At 47.2% G+C, this 18871-nt stretch carries 18 protein-coding genes; 4 read left to right on the forward strand and 14 right to left on the reverse strand.

Features of this window, described 5'->3' with window-relative positions; all coding sequences use genetic code 11:
• The first annotated feature begins 22 nt into the window (after nt 1-22).
• Nucleotides 23-406, forward strand: coding sequence for a VOC family protein (locus O3C43_12450; protein ID MDA1067303.1), 384 nt, complete (start codon nt 23-25; stop codon nt 404-406).
• 46 nt (nt 407-452) lie between these two features.
• On the opposite strand, the gene O3C43_12455 is transcribed toward O3C43_12450, so the two are convergent.
• Nucleotides 453-1958 (reverse strand): sulfatase, encoded by a 1506-nt coding sequence (locus O3C43_12455; GenBank protein MDA1067304.1) that lies wholly within the window; start codon nt 1956-1958, stop codon nt 453-455.
• Between the two features lie 369 nt (nt 1959-2327).
• Here O3C43_12455 and O3C43_12460 point away from each other — a divergent pair, with 369 nt between their 5' ends.
• From O3C43_12460 to O3C43_12470, 3 genes are all read left to right on the forward strand, one after another.
• Nucleotides 2328-2978 (forward strand): NAD(P)H-dependent oxidoreductase, encoded by a 651-nt coding sequence (locus tag O3C43_12460; GenBank protein MDA1067305.1) that lies wholly within the window; start codon nt 2328-2330, stop codon nt 2976-2978.
• Nucleotides 2979-3110: 132 nt separating this feature from the next.
• A complete protein-coding gene (locus O3C43_12465; GenBank protein MDA1067306.1) occupies nt 3111-3560 on the forward strand; it encodes a plastocyanin/azurin family copper-binding protein in 450 nt (149 codons plus the stop codon).
• 136 nt (nt 3561-3696) lie between these two features.
• Nucleotides 3697-4416, forward strand: coding sequence for a spermidine synthase (locus tag O3C43_12470; GenBank protein ID MDA1067307.1), 720 nt, complete (start codon nt 3697-3699; stop codon nt 4414-4416).
• Nucleotides 4417-4527: 111 nt separating this feature from the next.
• Here the strand turns inward: O3C43_12470 and O3C43_12475 are convergent, their stop codons facing one another.
• From O3C43_12475 to O3C43_12535, 13 genes are all read right to left on the reverse strand, one after another.
• A complete protein-coding gene (locus O3C43_12475; GenBank protein ID MDA1067308.1) occupies nt 4528-4704 on the reverse strand; it encodes a CPXCG motif-containing cysteine-rich protein in 177 nt (58 codons plus the stop codon).
• 7 nt (nt 4705-4711) lie between these two features.
• On the reverse strand, nt 4712-7003 hold the full coding sequence (locus O3C43_12480; GenBank protein ID MDA1067309.1) for a xanthine dehydrogenase family protein molybdopterin-binding subunit: 2292 nt from the start codon (nt 7001-7003) through the stop codon (nt 4712-4714).
• The gene (locus O3C43_12485; GenBank protein MDA1067310.1) at nt 7000-7470 is read right to left on the reverse strand and encodes a (2Fe-2S)-binding protein; all 471 of its coding nucleotides are present in this window, start codon (nt 7468-7470) and stop codon (nt 7000-7002) included. Before O3C43_12485 ends, O3C43_12480 begins: the two co-directional genes overlap by 4 nt.
• Before the next feature lie 271 nt (nt 7471-7741).
• A complete protein-coding gene (locus O3C43_12490; GenBank protein ID MDA1067311.1) occupies nt 7742-9268 on the reverse strand; it encodes a sulfatase-like hydrolase/transferase in 1527 nt (508 codons plus the stop codon).
• 133 nt (nt 9269-9401) lie between these two features.
• Nucleotides 9402-10595 carry a cellulase family glycosylhydrolase gene (locus tag O3C43_12495; GenBank protein ID MDA1067312.1) on the reverse strand — a complete coding sequence of 398 codons (1194 nt, stop codon included), beginning with the start codon at nt 10593-10595 and terminating at the stop codon, nt 9402-9404.
• 132 nt (nt 10596-10727) lie between these two features.
• Nucleotides 10728-11453: a Dabb family protein gene (locus O3C43_12500; GenBank protein ID MDA1067313.1), complete on the reverse strand. Its 726-nt coding sequence runs from the start codon at nt 11451-11453 to the stop codon at nt 10728-10730.
• 457 nt (nt 11454-11910) lie between these two features.
• On the reverse strand, nt 11911-13296 hold the full coding sequence (locus O3C43_12505; GenBank protein ID MDA1067314.1) for a sulfatase-like hydrolase/transferase: 1386 nt from the start codon (nt 13294-13296) through the stop codon (nt 11911-11913).
• 206 nt (nt 13297-13502) lie between these two features.
• A complete protein-coding gene (locus O3C43_12510) occupies nt 13503-14030 on the reverse strand; it encodes a hypothetical protein (protein MDA1067315.1) in 528 nt (175 codons plus the stop codon).
• Nucleotides 14031-14055: 25 nt separating this feature from the next.
• Nucleotides 14056-14430 (reverse strand): VOC family protein, encoded by a 375-nt coding sequence (locus O3C43_12515; protein ID MDA1067316.1) that lies wholly within the window; start codon nt 14428-14430, stop codon nt 14056-14058.
• A gap of 117 nt (nt 14431-14547) precedes the next feature.
• On the reverse strand, nt 14548-16374 hold the full coding sequence (locus tag O3C43_12520) for an SLC13 family permease (protein MDA1067317.1): 1827 nt from the start codon (nt 16372-16374) through the stop codon (nt 14548-14550).
• A gap of 50 nt (nt 16375-16424) precedes the next feature.
• Nucleotides 16425-17090 (reverse strand): YdcF family protein, encoded by a 666-nt coding sequence (locus O3C43_12525; GenBank protein ID MDA1067318.1) that lies wholly within the window; start codon nt 17088-17090, stop codon nt 16425-16427.
• A gap of 37 nt (nt 17091-17127) precedes the next feature.
• A complete protein-coding gene (locus O3C43_12530; protein ID MDA1067319.1) occupies nt 17128-17721 on the reverse strand; it encodes an alpha/beta hydrolase in 594 nt (197 codons plus the stop codon).
• Nucleotides 17718-18871 (reverse strand): hypothetical protein (locus O3C43_12535; GenBank protein MDA1067320.1); only part of this gene is annotated, 1154 nt, incomplete at its 5' end. The genes O3C43_12530 and O3C43_12535, both read right to left, overlap by 4 nt.

The raw sequence follows: 18871 nt of genomic DNA on the forward strand, positions 1-18871 counted from the left end.
CGATTGGTTCAATTTCCTCACAATGAAGTTCGAGCATTACGCAATAAATGTTGAAGATTCGGTGGCAGTGGCCGATTGGTATATCGAGAATTGTGGGCTTTCCGCCAGGGTTGCGATGACAGATCCTCCTTTTACGCGGTTTCTGGCCGATGATACTGGAAGAGTGTTTATTGAGATCTATTCGAATCCAGTCGCCCCGATGCCAGATTACTCAACCATTAGCCACCTGCTTTACCATTTGGCCTTTGCGGTCTCGGATGCAGGTGCCGAGAAAGAGCGATTGATGACTGCAGGATGCACTTTTGTTGAGGAATTAAACCCGCAGGCCAACTCTCGACTTATCATGCTGCGTGATCCTTTTGGTATTCCGCTGCAATTGTGCCAGCGGGCCAATCCGATGAGTTAGTCAGTGTTGAAGGGCTCAATCCCATTCGTCACTATATCAGGTAAATTTATCTGCTATTGTTTCTGACCTGCTTCGCTGCTTTTGGTTCTTTAGCTAACAATGCCTTCATGAAGTCCAGAGCTTTGGGGTTGGAGGAAGCCACATTCTGTTTTTCCAGCGGATCTGCCTGGTAGTCATAAAGTTCATACACGATCTCGGATGTACTGGTATTCAGCCATTCTACGATTCGATAACGTTCGTTGCGGATGGCTCTTCCTATGATACTGGCCTTCGGATAGGAATGATAGGCGTAGTCGCGAATGCGTGTTTGCCCGTTTTTCAACACAGGCGTCATGTCCAAACCATCGATGGGTTGCGATGTGTTTGGTGCGGGAAGACCCGCTAAGGATGCGATGGTTGGGTAGAGATCCACTGTCTCAGTCAGTTGATGAGTAACGGATCCTGGCTTAGTGACTCCCGGTGCAGAAATGATTATTGGAATCCGGTTGGCTTGCTCATAATTACTATGCTTTGTCCAAGAGCCATGGTCACCCAAATGCCATCCATGATCCCCCCAAAGGACGACAATGGTATTTTCGGCAAACCCCTGTTCTATTAATCCATCCAGCAATTTTCCCACCTGAGCGTCCATGTAGGTTACGCTGGCGTAGTAACCGTGAATCAACTGACGAGTGAGGTCATCGTGGAACGGTTCTGAAGTGGGAATGGGTTTGAAGGCCATGATTTCTCCCCGTCGTTTCACTGCAAAATCTGGAGCGTCTTTTGGGGCATCAACAAATTCGGGCATCGGAAGTTTGTTTCTATCATACATGTCCCAATATAGTTTAGGTGCAGAGAAAGGTAAATGCGGACGAACAAATCCGACTGCCATAAAGAACGGTTTCTCTTCGTTTTCTTTCAACCAGCGCAAGCGATCAATCGCTGTCGCCGCGACCCGGCCGTCTGCATAGGCTTCGTCCAGGACATCGGCGGCTTCCCATGCAGCACCACGGGGACGTGCCTCTCCCGACGCGTTTCTTCCTGCGTTGGTGAAAAGACCTTCTTCCCTTGTTAACTCACGGTGGTTGCTTTCAGGTAACACATAGTCGATCACTTTATCGGGGTGATGAGGCACGCTCCAGGAAGCATCGTCGTTAGTGTTGCCATGGCCGATGTGAAACACTTTGCCCATCGAATGTGCCACATAGCCATTGTTTATAAAATGCTGTGGCAGGGTAACCGCGTCAGGATACACATCGCGAAACTGCGTTCCAAAACTGTAAAAGCCGGTGGAGGAGGATCTGCTTCCCAGCATCAGGTTGTAGCGGGAAGCCATGCAAACGGACTGGTTACAGTAGGCCATTTCAAAACGCATCCCCTGGGCCGCCAGTCTATCGATATTGGGACTGATTGCTACGGGGTCACCGTATGAACCCAAAGCAGGTTTCAGATCATCGACCAGAATCAATAACACATTGGGTTTATCGGTTTGCGCACCATTTGTTACGGAAGAGCCGAACACTAGAAAGGGAACTAGTGCTAGCAAAATTTTGCATTTTATGGATGTAAGCATTATTGAAAATTGGGAATTAAAGATCAATCACAGCCTTCGTTTTCATTCAAACTTAATCCTGTTTTGCGGTTTGGGGATTTCCAAAATAGAACAAAGGCGCTATACTCTGCCGCAAAGCTGAGAATACCTCGTTTTCCATAGGAAATTCATTCCAAGGTAAAATGAGTTAGACAAATCAGATTCCACGCCAGGATTTTTCCAAAATGCTTTCCTGCTTGATAAAGCTTCGAAAGGAAACAAAACCATTCACGATTATTCGTGGAAAGCGGCGACGCGTGTGGCTTCACAAATTCCATTTCCTGTGAATAAACCAAACACTGAATCATTTTTAATAAATTATATACTTAGCAAAACACTCGCTTAGCGTCCATGCCCACACTCACCACTGAAGAACTTCTAACCCAACTTAACTGGCGGTACGCTACCAAAGCTTTTGATCCTGATCTCAAGATTGATGAGGTCACCATGCTTGCACTTGAAGAGTCCCTTGTGCTGACTCCATCTTCTTTCGGCTTACAGCCTTGGAAATTCGTAATTGTGGAGAATCAGGAAACCAAGGACCAACTGCTGCCTCTCTCCTGGAATCAACCCCAAACGCGGGACTGTTCACACTTTGTGGTATTTTGCTACAATGATTCGTTTACCTTGGATGAAATTGACCGGTATCTGAATGCCACTGTCGAAGCCCGGGGCGGCAATGTATCTGACCACGCGGTTTTGAAAGGGATGATGGTTGATTTTATTCAACGATCGATTGACGGGGCTACCATTGACGATTGGTGCAAAAATCAGATTTATATTGCCTTGGGGCAATTGATGACAAGTGCTGCAGTTCTGGGAATAGATGCCTGCCCAATGGAGGGAATTAGCCCTCCCGATTTTGATAAGGTTCTTGGCCTTGAAGACAGTGGTTTCAAGACGATGGTCGCGTGTGCCTTGGGGTATCGGCAGGCTTCCGATAAATACGCTAAGCTACCCAAAGTTCGCTATTCCAAGGCAGAAATTATTCAAAGAGTCTAATTATCTTTTGCCAAAGTAAATTGAGTGACGAATCACATCTAATTTTATTTTTTTTGGAACATCTGCTTGCGAAATCTCACAAAACCATAAACTGCCTTGTTTGTAGTAACATACTCTACCATGAAAACTATTATGAAATTGAAAATTCTTACACTGGTTGCTTTTCTATTTGGAACAGCAGGAATCGCACTTGCTGCTAAAGGAAATACCATTGAGCTCACGGGTAATGATACGATGCAATTCAGCAGCAAAGCGTTTGAGGTCGCTGTCGGAGAGGAAATTACACTTGTATTCAAAAACTTGGGGACACTTCCAAAAGTAGCTATGGGGCACAACGTGGTTGTCTTGAAGCCAGGAACGCAACCTGCCGCATTTGGAATGGCAGCAATTGCAGCAGCAGCAACTGAATACATCCCTCAGGATGACGCGAATAAAGCATTGGTAATCGCTCACACCAAAATGTTGGGTCCCGGAGAGACGGATACCATAACCTTTACACTGACGGAAGCCGGAGCTTATCCATACGTCTGTTCATTTCCAGGGCATTTCGGATTGATGAATGGAATCATAACCGCTAAGTAATTTTCCAGTATTTAGAGTCTTTTGACTCGCTCCTCATTTTAGGCCGCATGCGATTTCGTGTGCGGCCTTTTTTTGCTGAAAAGAAGTCGTTTACCCGTTGTCAGAGAAGTTATTCGTCCTCATTAATCGTGCGTTTATGATTCCAGCCTTTCAGATACTCGATGCTCAAAACACCAAACTTGGAGCACTTGTGCTACGTCGTAGGACCATTGCCGCATTGGATGAGGTGGAAGTCTATGAAGTAAAGCTCGGTGAGGAATTCCTCATGTCCAGTCTCTTTCCGGAGGCGGAAAAAGAACTGGCCCATCTGGGTTTAGGAAAGTTATCTGACGGATTGTGGGACGTCGTTGTAGGCGGTTTAGGATTGGGCTATACGGCTGTTGCCGCTTTGGAAAACAGGTGTGTCAATTCTCTCGTTGTTGTAGAACTCTTCCCTCAAGTAATCGATTGGCATAGGCGAGGTTTGCTTCCTGTCGGATCCATTTTATGGAATGATCCACGTTGTCGACTTATCGAACAGGACTTCTTTGCGGCCGCACAAGATGGCTCTATTGGCCTTGATCCACATAGCCCGGGAAAGAAATTTCATGCAATCCTTCTCGATATTGATCACACTCCCAGTCATCAGCTCGACCAGGCGAATGCCGGATTTTACTCAATTGCGGGATTAACCGCCATGACTGAACAATTACACGGCGGCGGTGTATTTGGTTTGTGGTCAGATGCGGCACCCGATGCCAGTTTCACTGAAATGCTTCGTTCTGTTTTCACAGCTGCGGAAGCCATCGTCGTACCCTTTTACAATCCGATTTTGGATAAAGATTCGTCGAACACGGTTTATTTGGCAGTGAAGTGACACTGACACCTGAACACTGACACCAAAAAAAGGAAAGAGTAGGAGGAAGATCGAGAGTAAGAGTAAGAGTAAGAGTGGGAGGAAGAGGACGGGTAGGAGGACAAAACTCCTTTACGACTCTGCTCTCACGTCCAACCACGGTGGTTCATTCTCGTCCTCCCAAGTAGCTGAAATAGCGATTGGACGGCAACAAACTTCACAATCCAGAACGAGCTCAACCGATTCTTCCGAGTAGGGAATCTCCTCGATATCAATTTGTTCCCAGCAGTAGGGACACGTAATATCCATAATTCCCCTAGGCTAATTGATCTTTGATGGGTAGTTGTCTGATTCTTTTTCCAGTTGCTGCGAAAATTGCATTACACAGAGCAGGAGCAACCGGTGGAACACCCGGTTCACCTACCCCTCCCAGCTCCTTAATATCACCAGGATCTACCAGATGAACGGAGATCGATTTCGGGGCTAAGGAGATTCTTGGAACTTGGTAATCATGAAAGTTGCTTTGTTCAGCGCTTCCATTTTTGAAGCTTACTTCCCCGATGGCGGCCAGACCGATTCCCATCACGCAGGATCCCTCCATTTGGGAGCGAATACGATCGGGGTTGATTTGCGGGCCACAATCGATCGCCATGGTCGCGTTGTGTATGATCAACTGTCCTCCGCTTTTGACTTCAACATCCAGAACGCAGGCGACGTAGGAAACAAAACTGTAGTGAACTGCGAAACCCATACCACGGCCCTTCGGGTGCTTTTTACCCCAACCGGCTTCCTTGGCTGCGGTTTGAACGACCTTCCGCAAACGACCGGTGTCGACTGGATACAGTTTCGGGTTTTCTCCGTGATTCCAATCGTCGGCCATTGCGATAGGTTCGATTTTGCGATCCTTGCCCAGAAGATTCAGATAGAACTTCAGGTGATCCTTGCCCGCTTCGTGAGCCAGTTCACTTATGAAACTTTGCACGGCAAAACCGTGAGGAATATTGGATACGGAGCGAAACCATCCGATGCGTGTGTGTGCATCAATGCCCGGATTTTCGATGCGGATATTTGCCACATCGAAAGGAATATTTGCATGACCCATGCCGCTCTCGACGTTGAATTGGTGCCTTTGATCCGGTGCGAAAATGGACATGATGGTTGGAGCGACGGAGCGGTGCAGCCAGCCTGTGGTATTTCCCTTCTTATCCAAGCTTGCTTCCAGGTGCTCTCCGGAAACGGTATGAAAATAGTCGTGTTTTACATCATCTTCACGGGTCCACTGAACTCGTACAGGACGGCCTTTAAATGATTTGGCGATCTCGACTGCTTCATTAATGAAGTCAGCTTTCGATTTTCTACCAAAACCACCACCGAGTAAGGTAACGTTGACGCGTGTCTTTTCTAACGGAAGGCCAGTGCGTTCTGCAATATTTGTGCGTGCAGCTTGAGGTGCCTGCGTCGGAGCCCATACTTCGAGAAAGTCATCCGTCAGCAAAGCGGTTGCCACAGGTGGTTCCATGGGAGCGTGACCAATGTGTGGCAGGTAGTAACTTGCGGAATGTTTTTTGTGTGCCTTGGAAAAAGCGTTTTCCACATCACCATCGTCCCGAATTACTTTCCCCGGGTTTTCTGAAGCACTGATCAGGCTCTGATGATATGTTTTTGAGTCATAACTGTCGTTTGGACTACTGCTCCACTTTACCTTGAGTGCATTGCGACCTTGAATGGCTGCCCAGGTATTTTCTGCAACCACGGCGATTCCACCTAGAGGAAGAAAGTTTGAAGGTGCGGTGGCACCATCGATTTCCAATACTTTCAAGACACCTTTAACTTTTAAGGTATCTGAAGCGTCATAGGATTCGGCTTTACTGCCAAAGACAGGTGGGCGGGCGATCACAGCGTAAACCATATCGTCCAGACGAATATCTGCCCCGAAGTTTGCCTTCCCTGAAACGATATCCATGCCGTCGAAACTCAACCTCTGATTCTTGCCGATAAATCGGAAATCTTTTTCACTCTTGAGTGTGACTGAGTTGTTGTCGGGCACCGTTTGACTGCCCATGGACGATGCCAGTTCCCCATAGCCGATTTCGCGACGGCTCTTCTTGTGCACAACCTTATGATTGGACGCTTTTACCTGGGATACCGGGACCTTCCACTTGGAGGCCGCTGCTTGTTCCAGCATAGTTCTGGCCGTTGCGCCACAGCGACGCATGGGCATAAACCAATGGCGCATACTGCGTGAGCCGTCGGTGTCCTGATTGCCAAATGTATCCTGATCACCAATCGCTTGAACGATTCGACACTGTTCCCAGTCAGCTTCTAGTTCATCAGCCAGGACCAGGGCGAGGCTGGTGCGAATACCTTGACCCATTTCGGAACGGGTACAGGTGATATCTATCGTTCCATCTGCGTGGATTTGCACAAAGAGCTTCGGGTCCTCCGCTGTTCCTCCGGGCATGCCATCGGCACCGAATTTCGGTTCGTCCTGAGACCAACTCCAGTTAGCCGTGAGAAGCATGGCACCTGTGGCACTTACACCTTTTATAAAATTGCGGCGGTCAAGACTGCGGTTGGCGAATGAGAAATGGTTGAAAGAGGGCTTCATGCTGAAACTCCTTTCATCTTGGCAGATGCGGTGTGAATGGCGGTCTTAATGCGATTGTAGGTTCCACAGCGGCAGATGTTACCGACCATAGCGGATTCAATCTCGTCATCATTCGGAGTCGCGTTACTTTGCAAGAGTGCTGTGGCCGACATAACTTGGCCGCATTGGCAGTAGCCGCATTGGGGAACACCTTCTTCGACCCAAGCTTCCTGTACCTGTTTGCCAATCGGATCATCTGCTATGCCTTCGATGGTTGTGATTTTTTGGTCCTTGGCTGATGCGATTGTCGTGATGCATGCCCTGATTGGAGCACCATCCAGATGCATGGTGCACGCGCCACATTGGCCGATGCCACAACCAAATTTTGTTCCTGTGAACCCGAGAACGTCGCGGATAGCCCAGAGTAAGGGCATATCGTTCGGAACATCCAGTTTATGGGTTTTACCATTTAGGGAAATTATATGCATGAGAAGAACTGATGGGTTAAATATGAGTGGTTTACAGGGTCGGATTGAAGACAGATTGCATGGTGGTGAGAATTGTTCGAACAGGCAAACTCAATCTGGAAAGAATCGACAACGATCTTAAATGGTAGGGCCACAGCATCCTTGCTGTGCCGCGTGTTCCTTGTTGTCCTTCGGCAGGGCGAGGACGCTCTTGCCCTGCCGAATGATGGCCTCCGGTTGTGAGATCCGCCTCTGCTAGGCAACGGCGAGTCAGGCGGGTATGTTTGAAAAACTATTCAGTCTTTCGCTTCGCTGCCGGATTTTTCCACCAGCCCGTTGCCTTGGTAGTGCTCGTCACAAACCATTCGTGAAGTACCTGGCGAAGACCTGCTTTCACTTCTGCATAATCCGGTGAGCTCCAAACGTCTTTGATTTCGTCTGGATCATTTTCCAGATCAAATAATTGGCCGGCATCTTTTCCTATATACTCAACCAGTTTATAGCGTTTGTTCCGCACCATCAATGAGTGATCAAGATCTTGAAGCATGAGGTCCTGGGCATGTTCAGAAAAGACATACTCACGTTCTTCGGCCTTAGGGTCATCTTCAAGAAAAGGCATTAAGGATTTGGCTTCCATTTTTACTGGTGGCTCAAGACCCGCCAGTTCGAGGATAGTCGGGCCTATGTCGAACCACTGTGTCAGTGCTTCGACCTTTCGCCCGCCTTTATAGCGGTCGGGACTCCAAACCACTAGAGGTACGCGAACCGAAGAATCGTACATGGTCCATTTTTCAACCAACCCGTGATCTCCCAGGCAATCGCCATGATCGGAAGAAAAGATAACCACGGAATTTTCAAGAACGCCGGTTTCTTCGAGTCGTTTAAGGATCTTACCGATGCTCTCATCGATCATGGTAACATTGGCCAGGTAGTAAGCCCGCTGTAGTTTTCGTGCTTCGTCCGACGCGTGTGGATCAAAGTCTATAGAGTCAGCGAAACGCTGGGTGAGGCGTTTGCGAAAGGAATCAAGCGTCTCGGGTTGTGCATCCATTTCCTCCTGGGTCACTGGAAGAATAGGAAGGTCTTTTTCCATATACTCCTTCGTATAGCGCTCAACAGGATCAAAGGGTGGGTGGGGTCCCGGAAAACCGATTTGTAGAAACAGTGGCTCGTCATCAACGGCTGGCTGTTTCTCCTTGTCGATCCATTGCATAAGTTTGGAATTGTCTGCCCCGTAAGGTGATTTGTTAATCCAGCGAAGCGCCATGTCGCCGACAAACGTATCGGGATGGAGGTCCTCGGGGAGTTTCCACTCATAAGCTCCCTGGCGTTCTTTGGTGTCGGGCCAATCCCGATAAAAGGGTTTCTCAGGTCTGTCGAAACCTCGTAGATCCAGGGCCTTGTCCCACTCATCTTCAAAAATGTGCTGGGAGCCTTTCCACATAAGTTCTGACTCGCGGCGTTGTTTATTCTCAACGACAAAGCGCTCGTGAAATCCGTGAAGCTCGTTGTAAGGATCGCAATGCATCTTACCAATGTTCACACAATAATAGCCGTTGTCTTTCAGGTCTTGCACCCAGGTTCGAGGCCAGGGGTCGTTGTTTTTAAGCGCACCTGAGTTGTGTGGAAAGTAGCCTGTAAATAGGCTGGCCCTTGACGGCCCACAGGACGGTGCCGTCACATGGCACTGGGAGAACGCGACGCCTTCATTCACCAGTTTGTCCAGATGGGGCGTGTTAACGTGTGGAAATCCGAGAGCCGCGATTGTTTCGTAGCGTTGCTGGTCGGTGATTATAAGAATGATATTGGGGCGTTTCATGAGAAAAATTTATTATTGGGGTTAAATAGTCTCGAACAAGGTTCCAGCTAGACCTTGTTTATTGGAAAATGTAGGAGCAATTTTAATCGCGAGTCGATTTCAAAATAATGCTGAATAAACTCCTGATGGTGTGTTAGTTTTGCAGACCATCGAGGATGACCTGCCACAATGGATTATTATGGCGATTGACCATTTCGTAGTGCGACTTGCCCGCGTCTATTCCCTCCCAATATTTCCACCCAAGTTTCTCAGTGCCCAACTCGTAATCCATGCCATCCCAGGATCCGGACCGGAAGCTGTAAAAGGCCCAGTGCCAATCGTTCTCATTCATCAACTGTATTACATCTGTGAGGTATTGCTGTGCTCCATCTACTTGCCGGTTGCAGCCAATTTCAGCTGAGACGATTTGTTTATTTGGAATTTGATGTCGCTTGGCCCAATTGTGAACGGGCTCAAACTGTTTTGCCAGATCTTCACGCGTCCATGGAACTGTCTTGTCTCCGTCGCCTGTTGGCATTTTGTCTGGGTAGGAAAAACGACCGTTATTTATGCGAAAGGTAGAAAAAGTCCAGGGATCGTAAAAATGAAACGCGTACAAAATTCCATTTCCCTTCACGGGCTGGAAGAAATCGAATCCCTGAGCATTGGCATGAAATCGGGCATCGAACATGACGGGCGTTTTCGAATCTACCTGACGGACGGCATCGACCATTGTTTGATAAAAAAGGTGGAGGTCGGCTGCGGTTCCCTTGTTTATTTTTAGCCAGGTTTCAAATTCCTCGGCCCGGCCGCTCTGAAAACCATCTTTTCTCTCGGGATGCGGTTCGTTTATTATGTTGTAGCCAACCACAGCTGGGTGATCTTTCAGCTCAGTTGCAAGGTCGGTCCAAAATTGAGCACACTGATCGTGATAGTCGAAGTCTTCCCATAGCCGAAAATCAAACTCGCCGTTGTTGTGCTGCCGCCAACGTGCCCCCGGTATTCCGAAAAAAGTGATAACCACTTTGACGTTGGTTTGTGCTGCTCGATCAAGAACGGCTTTGAACAGGGCAAGGTCATTGGGTGGAATTCCTGAATACTGGTCAATGTCACCAATGAGGAAGTCCTTGCTGTCTGACTTCATATCCGCAGGAGACAATCGGATGTATTCGATTCCGAAACTCTCCGCTGCTTGAAACCATTCCAGGGTCCCTTCGTTGGCATCTCCATTTGCACCCTTTCTTTGGTTATCCCAGAATGAGAGTTTTGCGTTATCTGCCTTCTGACCGCAGCCGACGATGAACGCTACAAGTACTATTGAGAATAGCGATTTCAGGTTGAGTTGCATAGTGGGTGTCTGCGTGAAATTCCGTCGAGTCGATGTCAGACTTTTTGTGTTCGAATCGCCACCAAGGTGGCTCCTACACTTCGACTATCGATCCATAAACTGTAGGAGTTAGCTTGCTGACGATTTTGTATTTTATTTTCCGTTGAAAAAGTCGAACACCAACACCTTCTCAACATTCGGTCTAACGATGCCTCCAAACTCCTTATGGGACGGATGGGGTATGTAGGCGGCACGACCTGCCTCGTTTTCAAAGGTGACGAGAAAGCAATGTGAGTAACCGTCATCCAATCCTTCAGGGCTGTTGTTGGTGCCCCATTCATAGGCTGCGATTTCAGGGATGTCCCCGGGTAAGGAAGTGAACTTGGTTTGAATCGCCGATAACGACTCGTCGGTCGTACCTTCTTTTAGATCAAACAGTACCACGTGACGAAGTTTTCCGTCCGTGTCGGATACTCCTTGTGAATCGGTCGCCCAGAAGTCCACCACGGTTCCTTTGTCCAGCGACGGCAAGAGTAATTCAACAAACTCCTTATGCGCCGGGTGGGGGAGGTACTCTGCCCGTCCTGCGTCATCCGCAAAGCTAACCAAAAAACAATGGGTAAACCCATTCGCTTTCCCTTCAATGCTGGCATCGGTTCCCCATTGATAATCTACGATCGAGGAAATCTTTTTCGGTAGATCTGAGAATGCCTCTACAATGGTATTAACTTGGGCCGGTGTGGCCGCGTCTTTGAATTTAAACAGCACTACATGGCGGAGTAATGGAGCAGTTGTAGATGAGGATTCAGTATCAGAGGATGGTGTGCAACCAAAGGTCATAATGAGTATTGAAATAAGTGTGAGTCGCTGAGTGAGCATGGTAATAGGGATTATTGATTTTTTTGAAGTAGAGTGAACCTGAGTAAACAGTGCTTGAGGGACAAGTTATAAGTGGAAAAATTCTCCATCGAGTGCTGATATCAAAAACTTTTAGGAACCTAATTCTTTTGTAGCGAGACGTTTAGATTTAATCGAAAAGTAGAATGGGAAAACGACCAAACCTAGTGTTATTATTACTGTTATTGAGAGAAGGAATTTAACATCGCCTATGAGTCTTATCTTGGATGTGTTTTCGAAAAAGGCTTCACCTACCATTAGAGCAAATCCCGGCCAAACACCAAAGATTATTGAACCAACCAGAATTGGGAAGATCACCAGAGCGGCGGTAGGATCATTGTTCTTCTTTGTCAGTCCAGGACGAAAAAACTCGTACAAAAAAATCACTAAAACCATGAGCCAGATGGTAGAATCTTTCGGCTAATCTTCTCAATTAGAGTCATAACAGGTAAACTTCCCCATGTTTGTCATGTGAGAGGGTTACCCAGCTTTTCAGGTAATTACGGTGGCGTTTTAATTCTCCTTCGAACCGTTTGTCCATCGACAGGTTTACAAGCTCTCCTGGATCGTTTTCTAGATCAACGAGTGACTCCCTGAGGTCACCTTCACTGTAAGCGCAATATTTGTAGCGCTCACTACGGATCATGCGAGACCAATGATTTTCAGAGGCAACGTAAGGGCGGGTGGTATCCATGTTTAGGAGACTCTTTCCAAGAAAATGATTTGGAAGCTTTATGCCTGCGTAGTCACAGAAAGTGGGGAGGATATCCAACCCAATGTTTGCGAGTGATCGGTTTACGGTACCCGCTTGGATCGTTTTTGGATGGCGCATGATGAGAGGTACATGGACCGACTCCTCATACATAACACCCTTCGATGCAAGGCCGTGGCTGGCATCCATGTCACCATGATCACTTATAAAAAGAACCAGGGTGTCGTCTTTATGACCGGCTGTTTCGAGGCCATCTAGTATTTGCCCTATGTGTCCGTCCACCTCCTCGGTTAGTCTACAATAGATCCAGCGATACATGCGCCACTCACGTTCGTCGTACACTTGACGCATGATGCCGCTCGGAGTCACGGCCGTTTCTTTTATGTTTCCTGCGAGTGCGTCCGGCTCGTTGGCAGGGATTTGAAAATTGTCAGGCAGAGGAGGGAGTTTGCTGGTTGGAATCTTCGATGCCTGTTCATATAGTTCATTGACTCCTGGCATCATTTTTTCCCGCTTTTTATAGGCATTGTATGCGAAACAAATGTCGTGCGGATTGATGAATGAGGCCACGGCAAAGAATGGATTCTCTCGTTTCTTACTTATGAAATCCACACAGGCTTTCGGCAGTTTTTCACGTTCGTCTCTGAAATACTGATCGTATCCCGCATCTGCATTTGGATTTAGCTCCCGAGCCATGTGAACCTTACCGCCGTAGAAGGTATCATACCCAGCCTGTTTCATGAGTTTGCCCATGGAGTTTTGACTGGCTTCAGGTGGAAGCTTTTCAATTTTGGTTCCCTCGTTATTCAGCGCACCCAGACGACCAGGCATCATACCGGTTGCCATTCCCATTCTGCTGGGAACACAAACGGGGTTTGCGGCATAGGCATTTTCGAAACGCACTCCTTCAGCGGCGAGTGAGTCCAATGCAGGTGTTTTCAGCCAGGGGTTTCCCGTGCAGCTCATCATGCCGGAATGTTGCTGATCCGTCATAATAAACAGGATGTTAGGCTGCTTGTCTTTACTGTTGGATGGTTGGGCAGTTAAGGATCCTGCAAGAGCGCTTCCTGCAACGGCTGTCGTGGTAGTTTTGATAAAGTTTCTTCGATTCATCTCATTCTAAATTAGGGGTAATGCGAAGTTTAGATTGGTTCCTTGATCTCGAATTAAACACTTCGACGATAGGGATAAGCAAGCGTGAATAGCCGGAATAACAGACCTGCTTTTTTAAAACTCTGCGGTGCCCTGTTCGGCGAGACCTTCAACGAGAGCGTAGTCGGTAATTCTGCAAAAGTGCATGTACCTTCGCGTTTCCAGGATCACGAATCGAAAATGGGCTTATCGTTTTCGTCAAAATAGTTATGGTAGATTCGATCTTGCAGCTCAGTATTCGACAAGTCTTTCTCCGGGAACTTATAGTAACTAATGGTATCCGTCATATGTGTGATCGCTGATTTGCTCACTTCTCCGTTTTCGATCATTCCAATCGGTATTTCAATGCCCGAAGAAGTCGTCTGAAAGAGATTCCATGTGAACTCATGGTTCTTACTTAAAATAGACAATACCTCCAAGGTTTTCGGATAATCAACAAGTGCCATTAGCAGGTCGTCTCTGAATTCCACACTTCGGGTAAAGCCGGTTTCCAGGTTTTCCAAATGGTGTCTGAGAAGATTGCTCTCTCCGGTCAGATAAAGGGGGTATTCGATTTTATCGTAGATATTTACATAGTCGTTCCACCACCTGTGAACTTGAACAAGCTGAAAGCTTTCTTCCTGCATTTCATTGATGTATTCCTGTTCAAACCGATCAGTTGATCTATATTCCACTCTGCCAAACGCCGCATTCATATGAAGGTTCAATAACTTGCCTGACTCAAATGTCTACCCGCCAAGGTGGGTGCTTGCGATTTTCTCCTGCAAAGTAGAGTTTGATTTTGTTTCCCGATGGATCGTGCAAAATGGCCTCTCTCCAAAGGTAACTCATTTCAGTAGGCAATTGATCGAATACGAACCCCTTGGATGCCAATTCTATTACCCAGGCGTCTAGCTCTTCATGTTCGAAATAAATAGTGGCGCCATTCTTGAAAGATTTTTCGTCAAGCATGAGTGAAAAGGTCGAGTGGCCTTCCGGACATTCGAAGCGTGCATAGTGCGGCGAATCGACGATCTGTCTGAACCCCATATTTCTATAAAAAATGCATGCTTCGGGAACGTTTTTAACGGGTAGGGTGACCTGATTGAGATTCATTGTTACAACCTATAGCTGCCGTTCGGTTTTTTGCAAAATAATCTGTTTCGGCTTTTCAGATTCTGCTCTTCGCATTCGGGTTACATCCAATTGTGAGAAAACCAAGGCACTCTCTTTCTAGAAAGGATAGAGCAGAGGAACGATCAGTAGCATCACCAGCCAGACCATGCCCATCAATGGCAAGCCAACTTTTACAAAGTCCATAAATCGATAACGACCTGGTTCCACCACCAGCGTGACTACTGGGCTTGAAATGGGTGTGGCAAATGCGGAAGAGGCTCCAATTAGCACCGCTAAACAGAGGGGATAGGGCGATATTTCCAGCATTTTTGCCAGAGTCAGAGCAATGGGTGCTACTAATACGGCTGAGGCTGTGTTGGATAGGATTAGGCTAATGGATGCCGTTACTAGAAACAACGCCGACAAAATTGTCTTGGGCCCGGCGTCGCCCAACACATTTAAAAGTGTGCTTGCAATCAGTTCTATGCCCCCGGTCTTTTCGAGTGCGGCGGCTAAGGGCAACATGCCGGCGATTAAAACCAAACTCTTCCAGTGGATCGCCCGATAAGCGTCCTCCATTGTGAGGCATCTAGTAAAAAGGGCGGCGAGTCCCGCTATTATGGAAGCGGCCGCTAAAGGGATGATATTTAACACGCTTGCTGCAATAAGGCCGGACAGAATCAATAGTGCTATCGGCAATTTTCGGAAAGCCGGTATGATTTCCTGTTTCTCCCTGGCTTCTTCCAAAACGATAAATTCGCGGGACCTGATATTGAGGTTGTTAATTCGCTCCCATTTTCCTCCAACGAATAGACTATCGGAATTACGCAACTTCGTGTTTTCGAAGTCTTCGATTGGCACTTTATTTCTCCGCAAGCCCAGGACCTGCAGACCAAAGCGGTCCTTAAACTTTAGCTCTTTGATACTCTTGCCGATTAATGAAGATTCAGGGTGAATAAGGACAACCGCTCCACCCATTTCCCAGAGCCATTGTTCGCTTTGTTTACTTGTGAATTTGGCTTTCGAAATACCAGGTTCGAGGAGGAATTTCTCATGATTCTCCGGTAAACCCAGGGTTACGATGTGGTCATTGGGTTTGATTTCCCTTCTTGCATTCAGGTCGATGAAAATGTTCTCGCCCATCTTTCCTCGTCGATGAATGCCGAGAGCCCATAAATTAAATTCTGACTTTATTCCACTGTCTCCAATCCTTTGATTGGCTAACTTTGCTGTTGGTCCTATTTGGTATACTTCATAAATCTGTTTGGAACGAAAGCCTTCAAATAATTCGTTGATCGATCTATCTGCCCCGGACACTTCCTCCTGTTTTTCTCCTTTCGATAACAATTTTCTTCCGATTGTAAGCATATAAATAATCGCAAATAGAAGTACCATGAGGCCGATAGGAGCAAAACCGAAGAAGCTGAAACCTGGATACCCTGCTTCCCTTAAGGCCTCGTGAACTACCAGATTTGGTGGAGTGGCTATTAAAGTAAGCATGCCGCTGATCATAGCAGCCAAAGCCATCGGCATTAAAAATCTGGATCTGTTTAGACCGGTATTGGATGAGATCCTCAGGACGATGGGTATGAAAACGGCTACCACCGCGGTCGAGCTCATCAGACTGCTTAATACGGCCGCCATCAGCATGATGAGAATGAGGAGTTTACCTTCGCTTTGGCCGCCCTTTAATAAAATCAAGTTTCCTACTGCTCGGGCAACTCCCGTTCGATCCAGCATTTCGCCTATCACCAGAAGCGCTGCTATCAGGACGACTACCGGATTACCGAATCCGGAGAGTGACTCGTCGATGGTCATAATGCCACTGAGCATCAGGGTGACAATCACCATCAATGCGACTACATCAAAGCCGATTCGATTACTTGCCAAAAGTCCTGCAGCGACAACTACAAGAGCAAAAATAAAAACCATCTCTCCGGTCATCGTGAGGCAAGTTAGTGCGCGAATGAATTATGACAAGGCGGTAAGTTTTTTTATTGGTTAGAGGAAATATAGACAGGATCACCCAGAAATTTGGGTTGTCGATTGAGCACCCAGATATCCAACACCGTTTTAACGCGGGCGAGTTCCTCGCGGAGTTTGGTTTTAAAGGAATTAAGTGTGTTAACTTCCCGGGCATTGTAACCCTCCAGTGCCATTCCCCTTTGTTTCCCAATAAATATTGCCCGGCGATTGTGAAACTCCTGGGAGATGACAATGAGCATATCTTGTCCAAATATTTCCTTTGCTCTGACGACCGAGTCGAGTGTACTGAATCCAGCGAAGTCGCATACGATCCTGGCCTCCGGGATGCCTCGTTCCATCAATGCGTCTTTCATATCCTGAGGTTCGTTGTAGTGCTCGACGTGGTTATCTCCGTTTACGAGAATGGTGTGAGCTTTACCGGCATTGAAAACATCAACTGCCGCTTCGGTACGATTGTGGAAGAACAGGTTTTTCCTGCCATCAGAAAGATACCTTCGGCAACCGAGCACAAGAGCCACCTCAGCTTGTGGTAACCTGGAGATATCGGAAAACGTATTTGTTTCCGAAGCGGACTCGATGACCTTCCGCGCCAGAATGATTGAACCAAAGAATCCAAGTATTCCTGCAAGGAACGTTATAAGAAACAGTGATTTTATGTTGAGGAAAATTTCCATGACTTGATGCAAAAAATTACGGTACAAAATCTTGAAATCAGGTCAGCATTTTTCTGAGAAAGTTCACACATTCTTCAGGGTGAGTCATGACAATGAGATGTCCTCCTGTAATTTTCAAATCCACCTCTTCCGGAGAGGGGATTACAAGATCGTGGGTGCCGTGGATGCGAACAGGTTTGATGTTTGATACGAGTCCTTCCCAACTGAAAATTGCGCGGCACATGGTTCGAATAAAGTGAGGGTCGCTGTCAGCAAACATCTGGATGCAGTCGGAGCCCATTTTTCCGGCCAGTTTTTGAACAAACGCTAGTGGCGCGATTGTAACCAGCAGAGATAAGAACTGCAGAAAGGAATTTACTTCATTCTTGTGAACGGCGCTGCCTACAAGGATCAAATGATTGAGTTGAATCACGTTGGCTATCTCGCAAGCGACCATGCCTCCGAGGGATGTTCCGATTACGGAGTCTCCATTTTGTATGGCATAGGTCTCAATGATTTCAGCCGCCAGGTCGGGAATGCTTTCAGCTGTGGAATTTCTTGGCCAGTTGACGAAAACAGCATCTTTCAATTCCCGCCATGGACCGGAATACATGTCGGTCGAGGCGCCCATTCCTGGAAGGACGAATATCATTTCTGGTTTCGTCTGGGCAGAACAGGCAAGGTCGCAATAAATCGGAAGGGCCGCATGATCCCGTAAGAATCGGTGAGCGGTTTAACGCTGGGATCTGGCTCGGTGAGCTTTCTGAGGTATGGAATCGATGCCAATTGGATTAGGATGATGAACACAAAGTAGCTGAGAAAGGCAGGGAGGTTCATAGTTGGCGTAGCACCAGTTTTTTTGAAAAGAAGTCCCCATCCTATGGATGCTACGCCAGTGGCAAAGCCAACGACTGCTGTTAGCATGGCTACCTTTAGTGCCCGTTCACTTCGATCCGATACAAATGCCAAATACTTCATATGAGCGGTGAAGTAGGTTGAGCCCGCCGCTCCCAAAATAAAATAATTGAGGGGAAGTATTAAAACCAGAGCCCCTGAAAGCTGGGGGTAGGTCATACTGTTAGAAATGATAATGACCCAACTCAGGTAGACTAAAAGATTGAGGATGATAACCACTAAAAAAGATCTGCGAATTCCGAATCGATCTATTCGGTTTTTCATAATAAGAGCTCCCGCGATACCACCTACACTTTGGATAGCGGTAAACAAAACAATGCTGGTCTGGCTCATTCCTGCTTCTGCCTTGAGAAAGTAGATGCTGAATGGAACCACCGCGCTGCCACTGACAACCCAGATAAGAGAAATCACCATGTATTGTCGGAAACTTCCGGGGCTTAGCAATAACTTGGGTCCTTCTTTGATGATTCTAATCGGTCCGAAACTTTGTGGCTTTGCTACATCGGGCAGTTTTGCCAAGCCCACAAGGCATATCAATCCTCCTGCCATGGCCAAGGCATATTGTGACGAAAATGCATGATAGCTGCTAAGTCCTTTGAAGGTCAAACTGCAGAAGACGAGAGTAATGACCCCTGCTACATTTACGACCGCCATGTCGGTGCTAAAATAGCGGGCTTGAAGTTTTTCCGGCAGCAAATCGAACAACCAGGGTTGCATGGCCGAAGTGCCGATGGAGCGAAAAAAACAAAATCCAAACATGGATATGAGCAACCAGTTTACGTGGGTCGGATTGTGTTCCGTTGGGCCTGACATCACAATGTAGATAGACCCTGTTCGAAAAGCCTTCCGGAAGGAAGGTTTTCTTTTTTTTGGTTCGTAGTTCAGGC

The organism is Verrucomicrobiota bacterium (assembly GCA_027622555.1).
GTDB lineage: Bacteria > Verrucomicrobiota > Verrucomicrobiia > Opitutales > UBA2995 > UBA2995.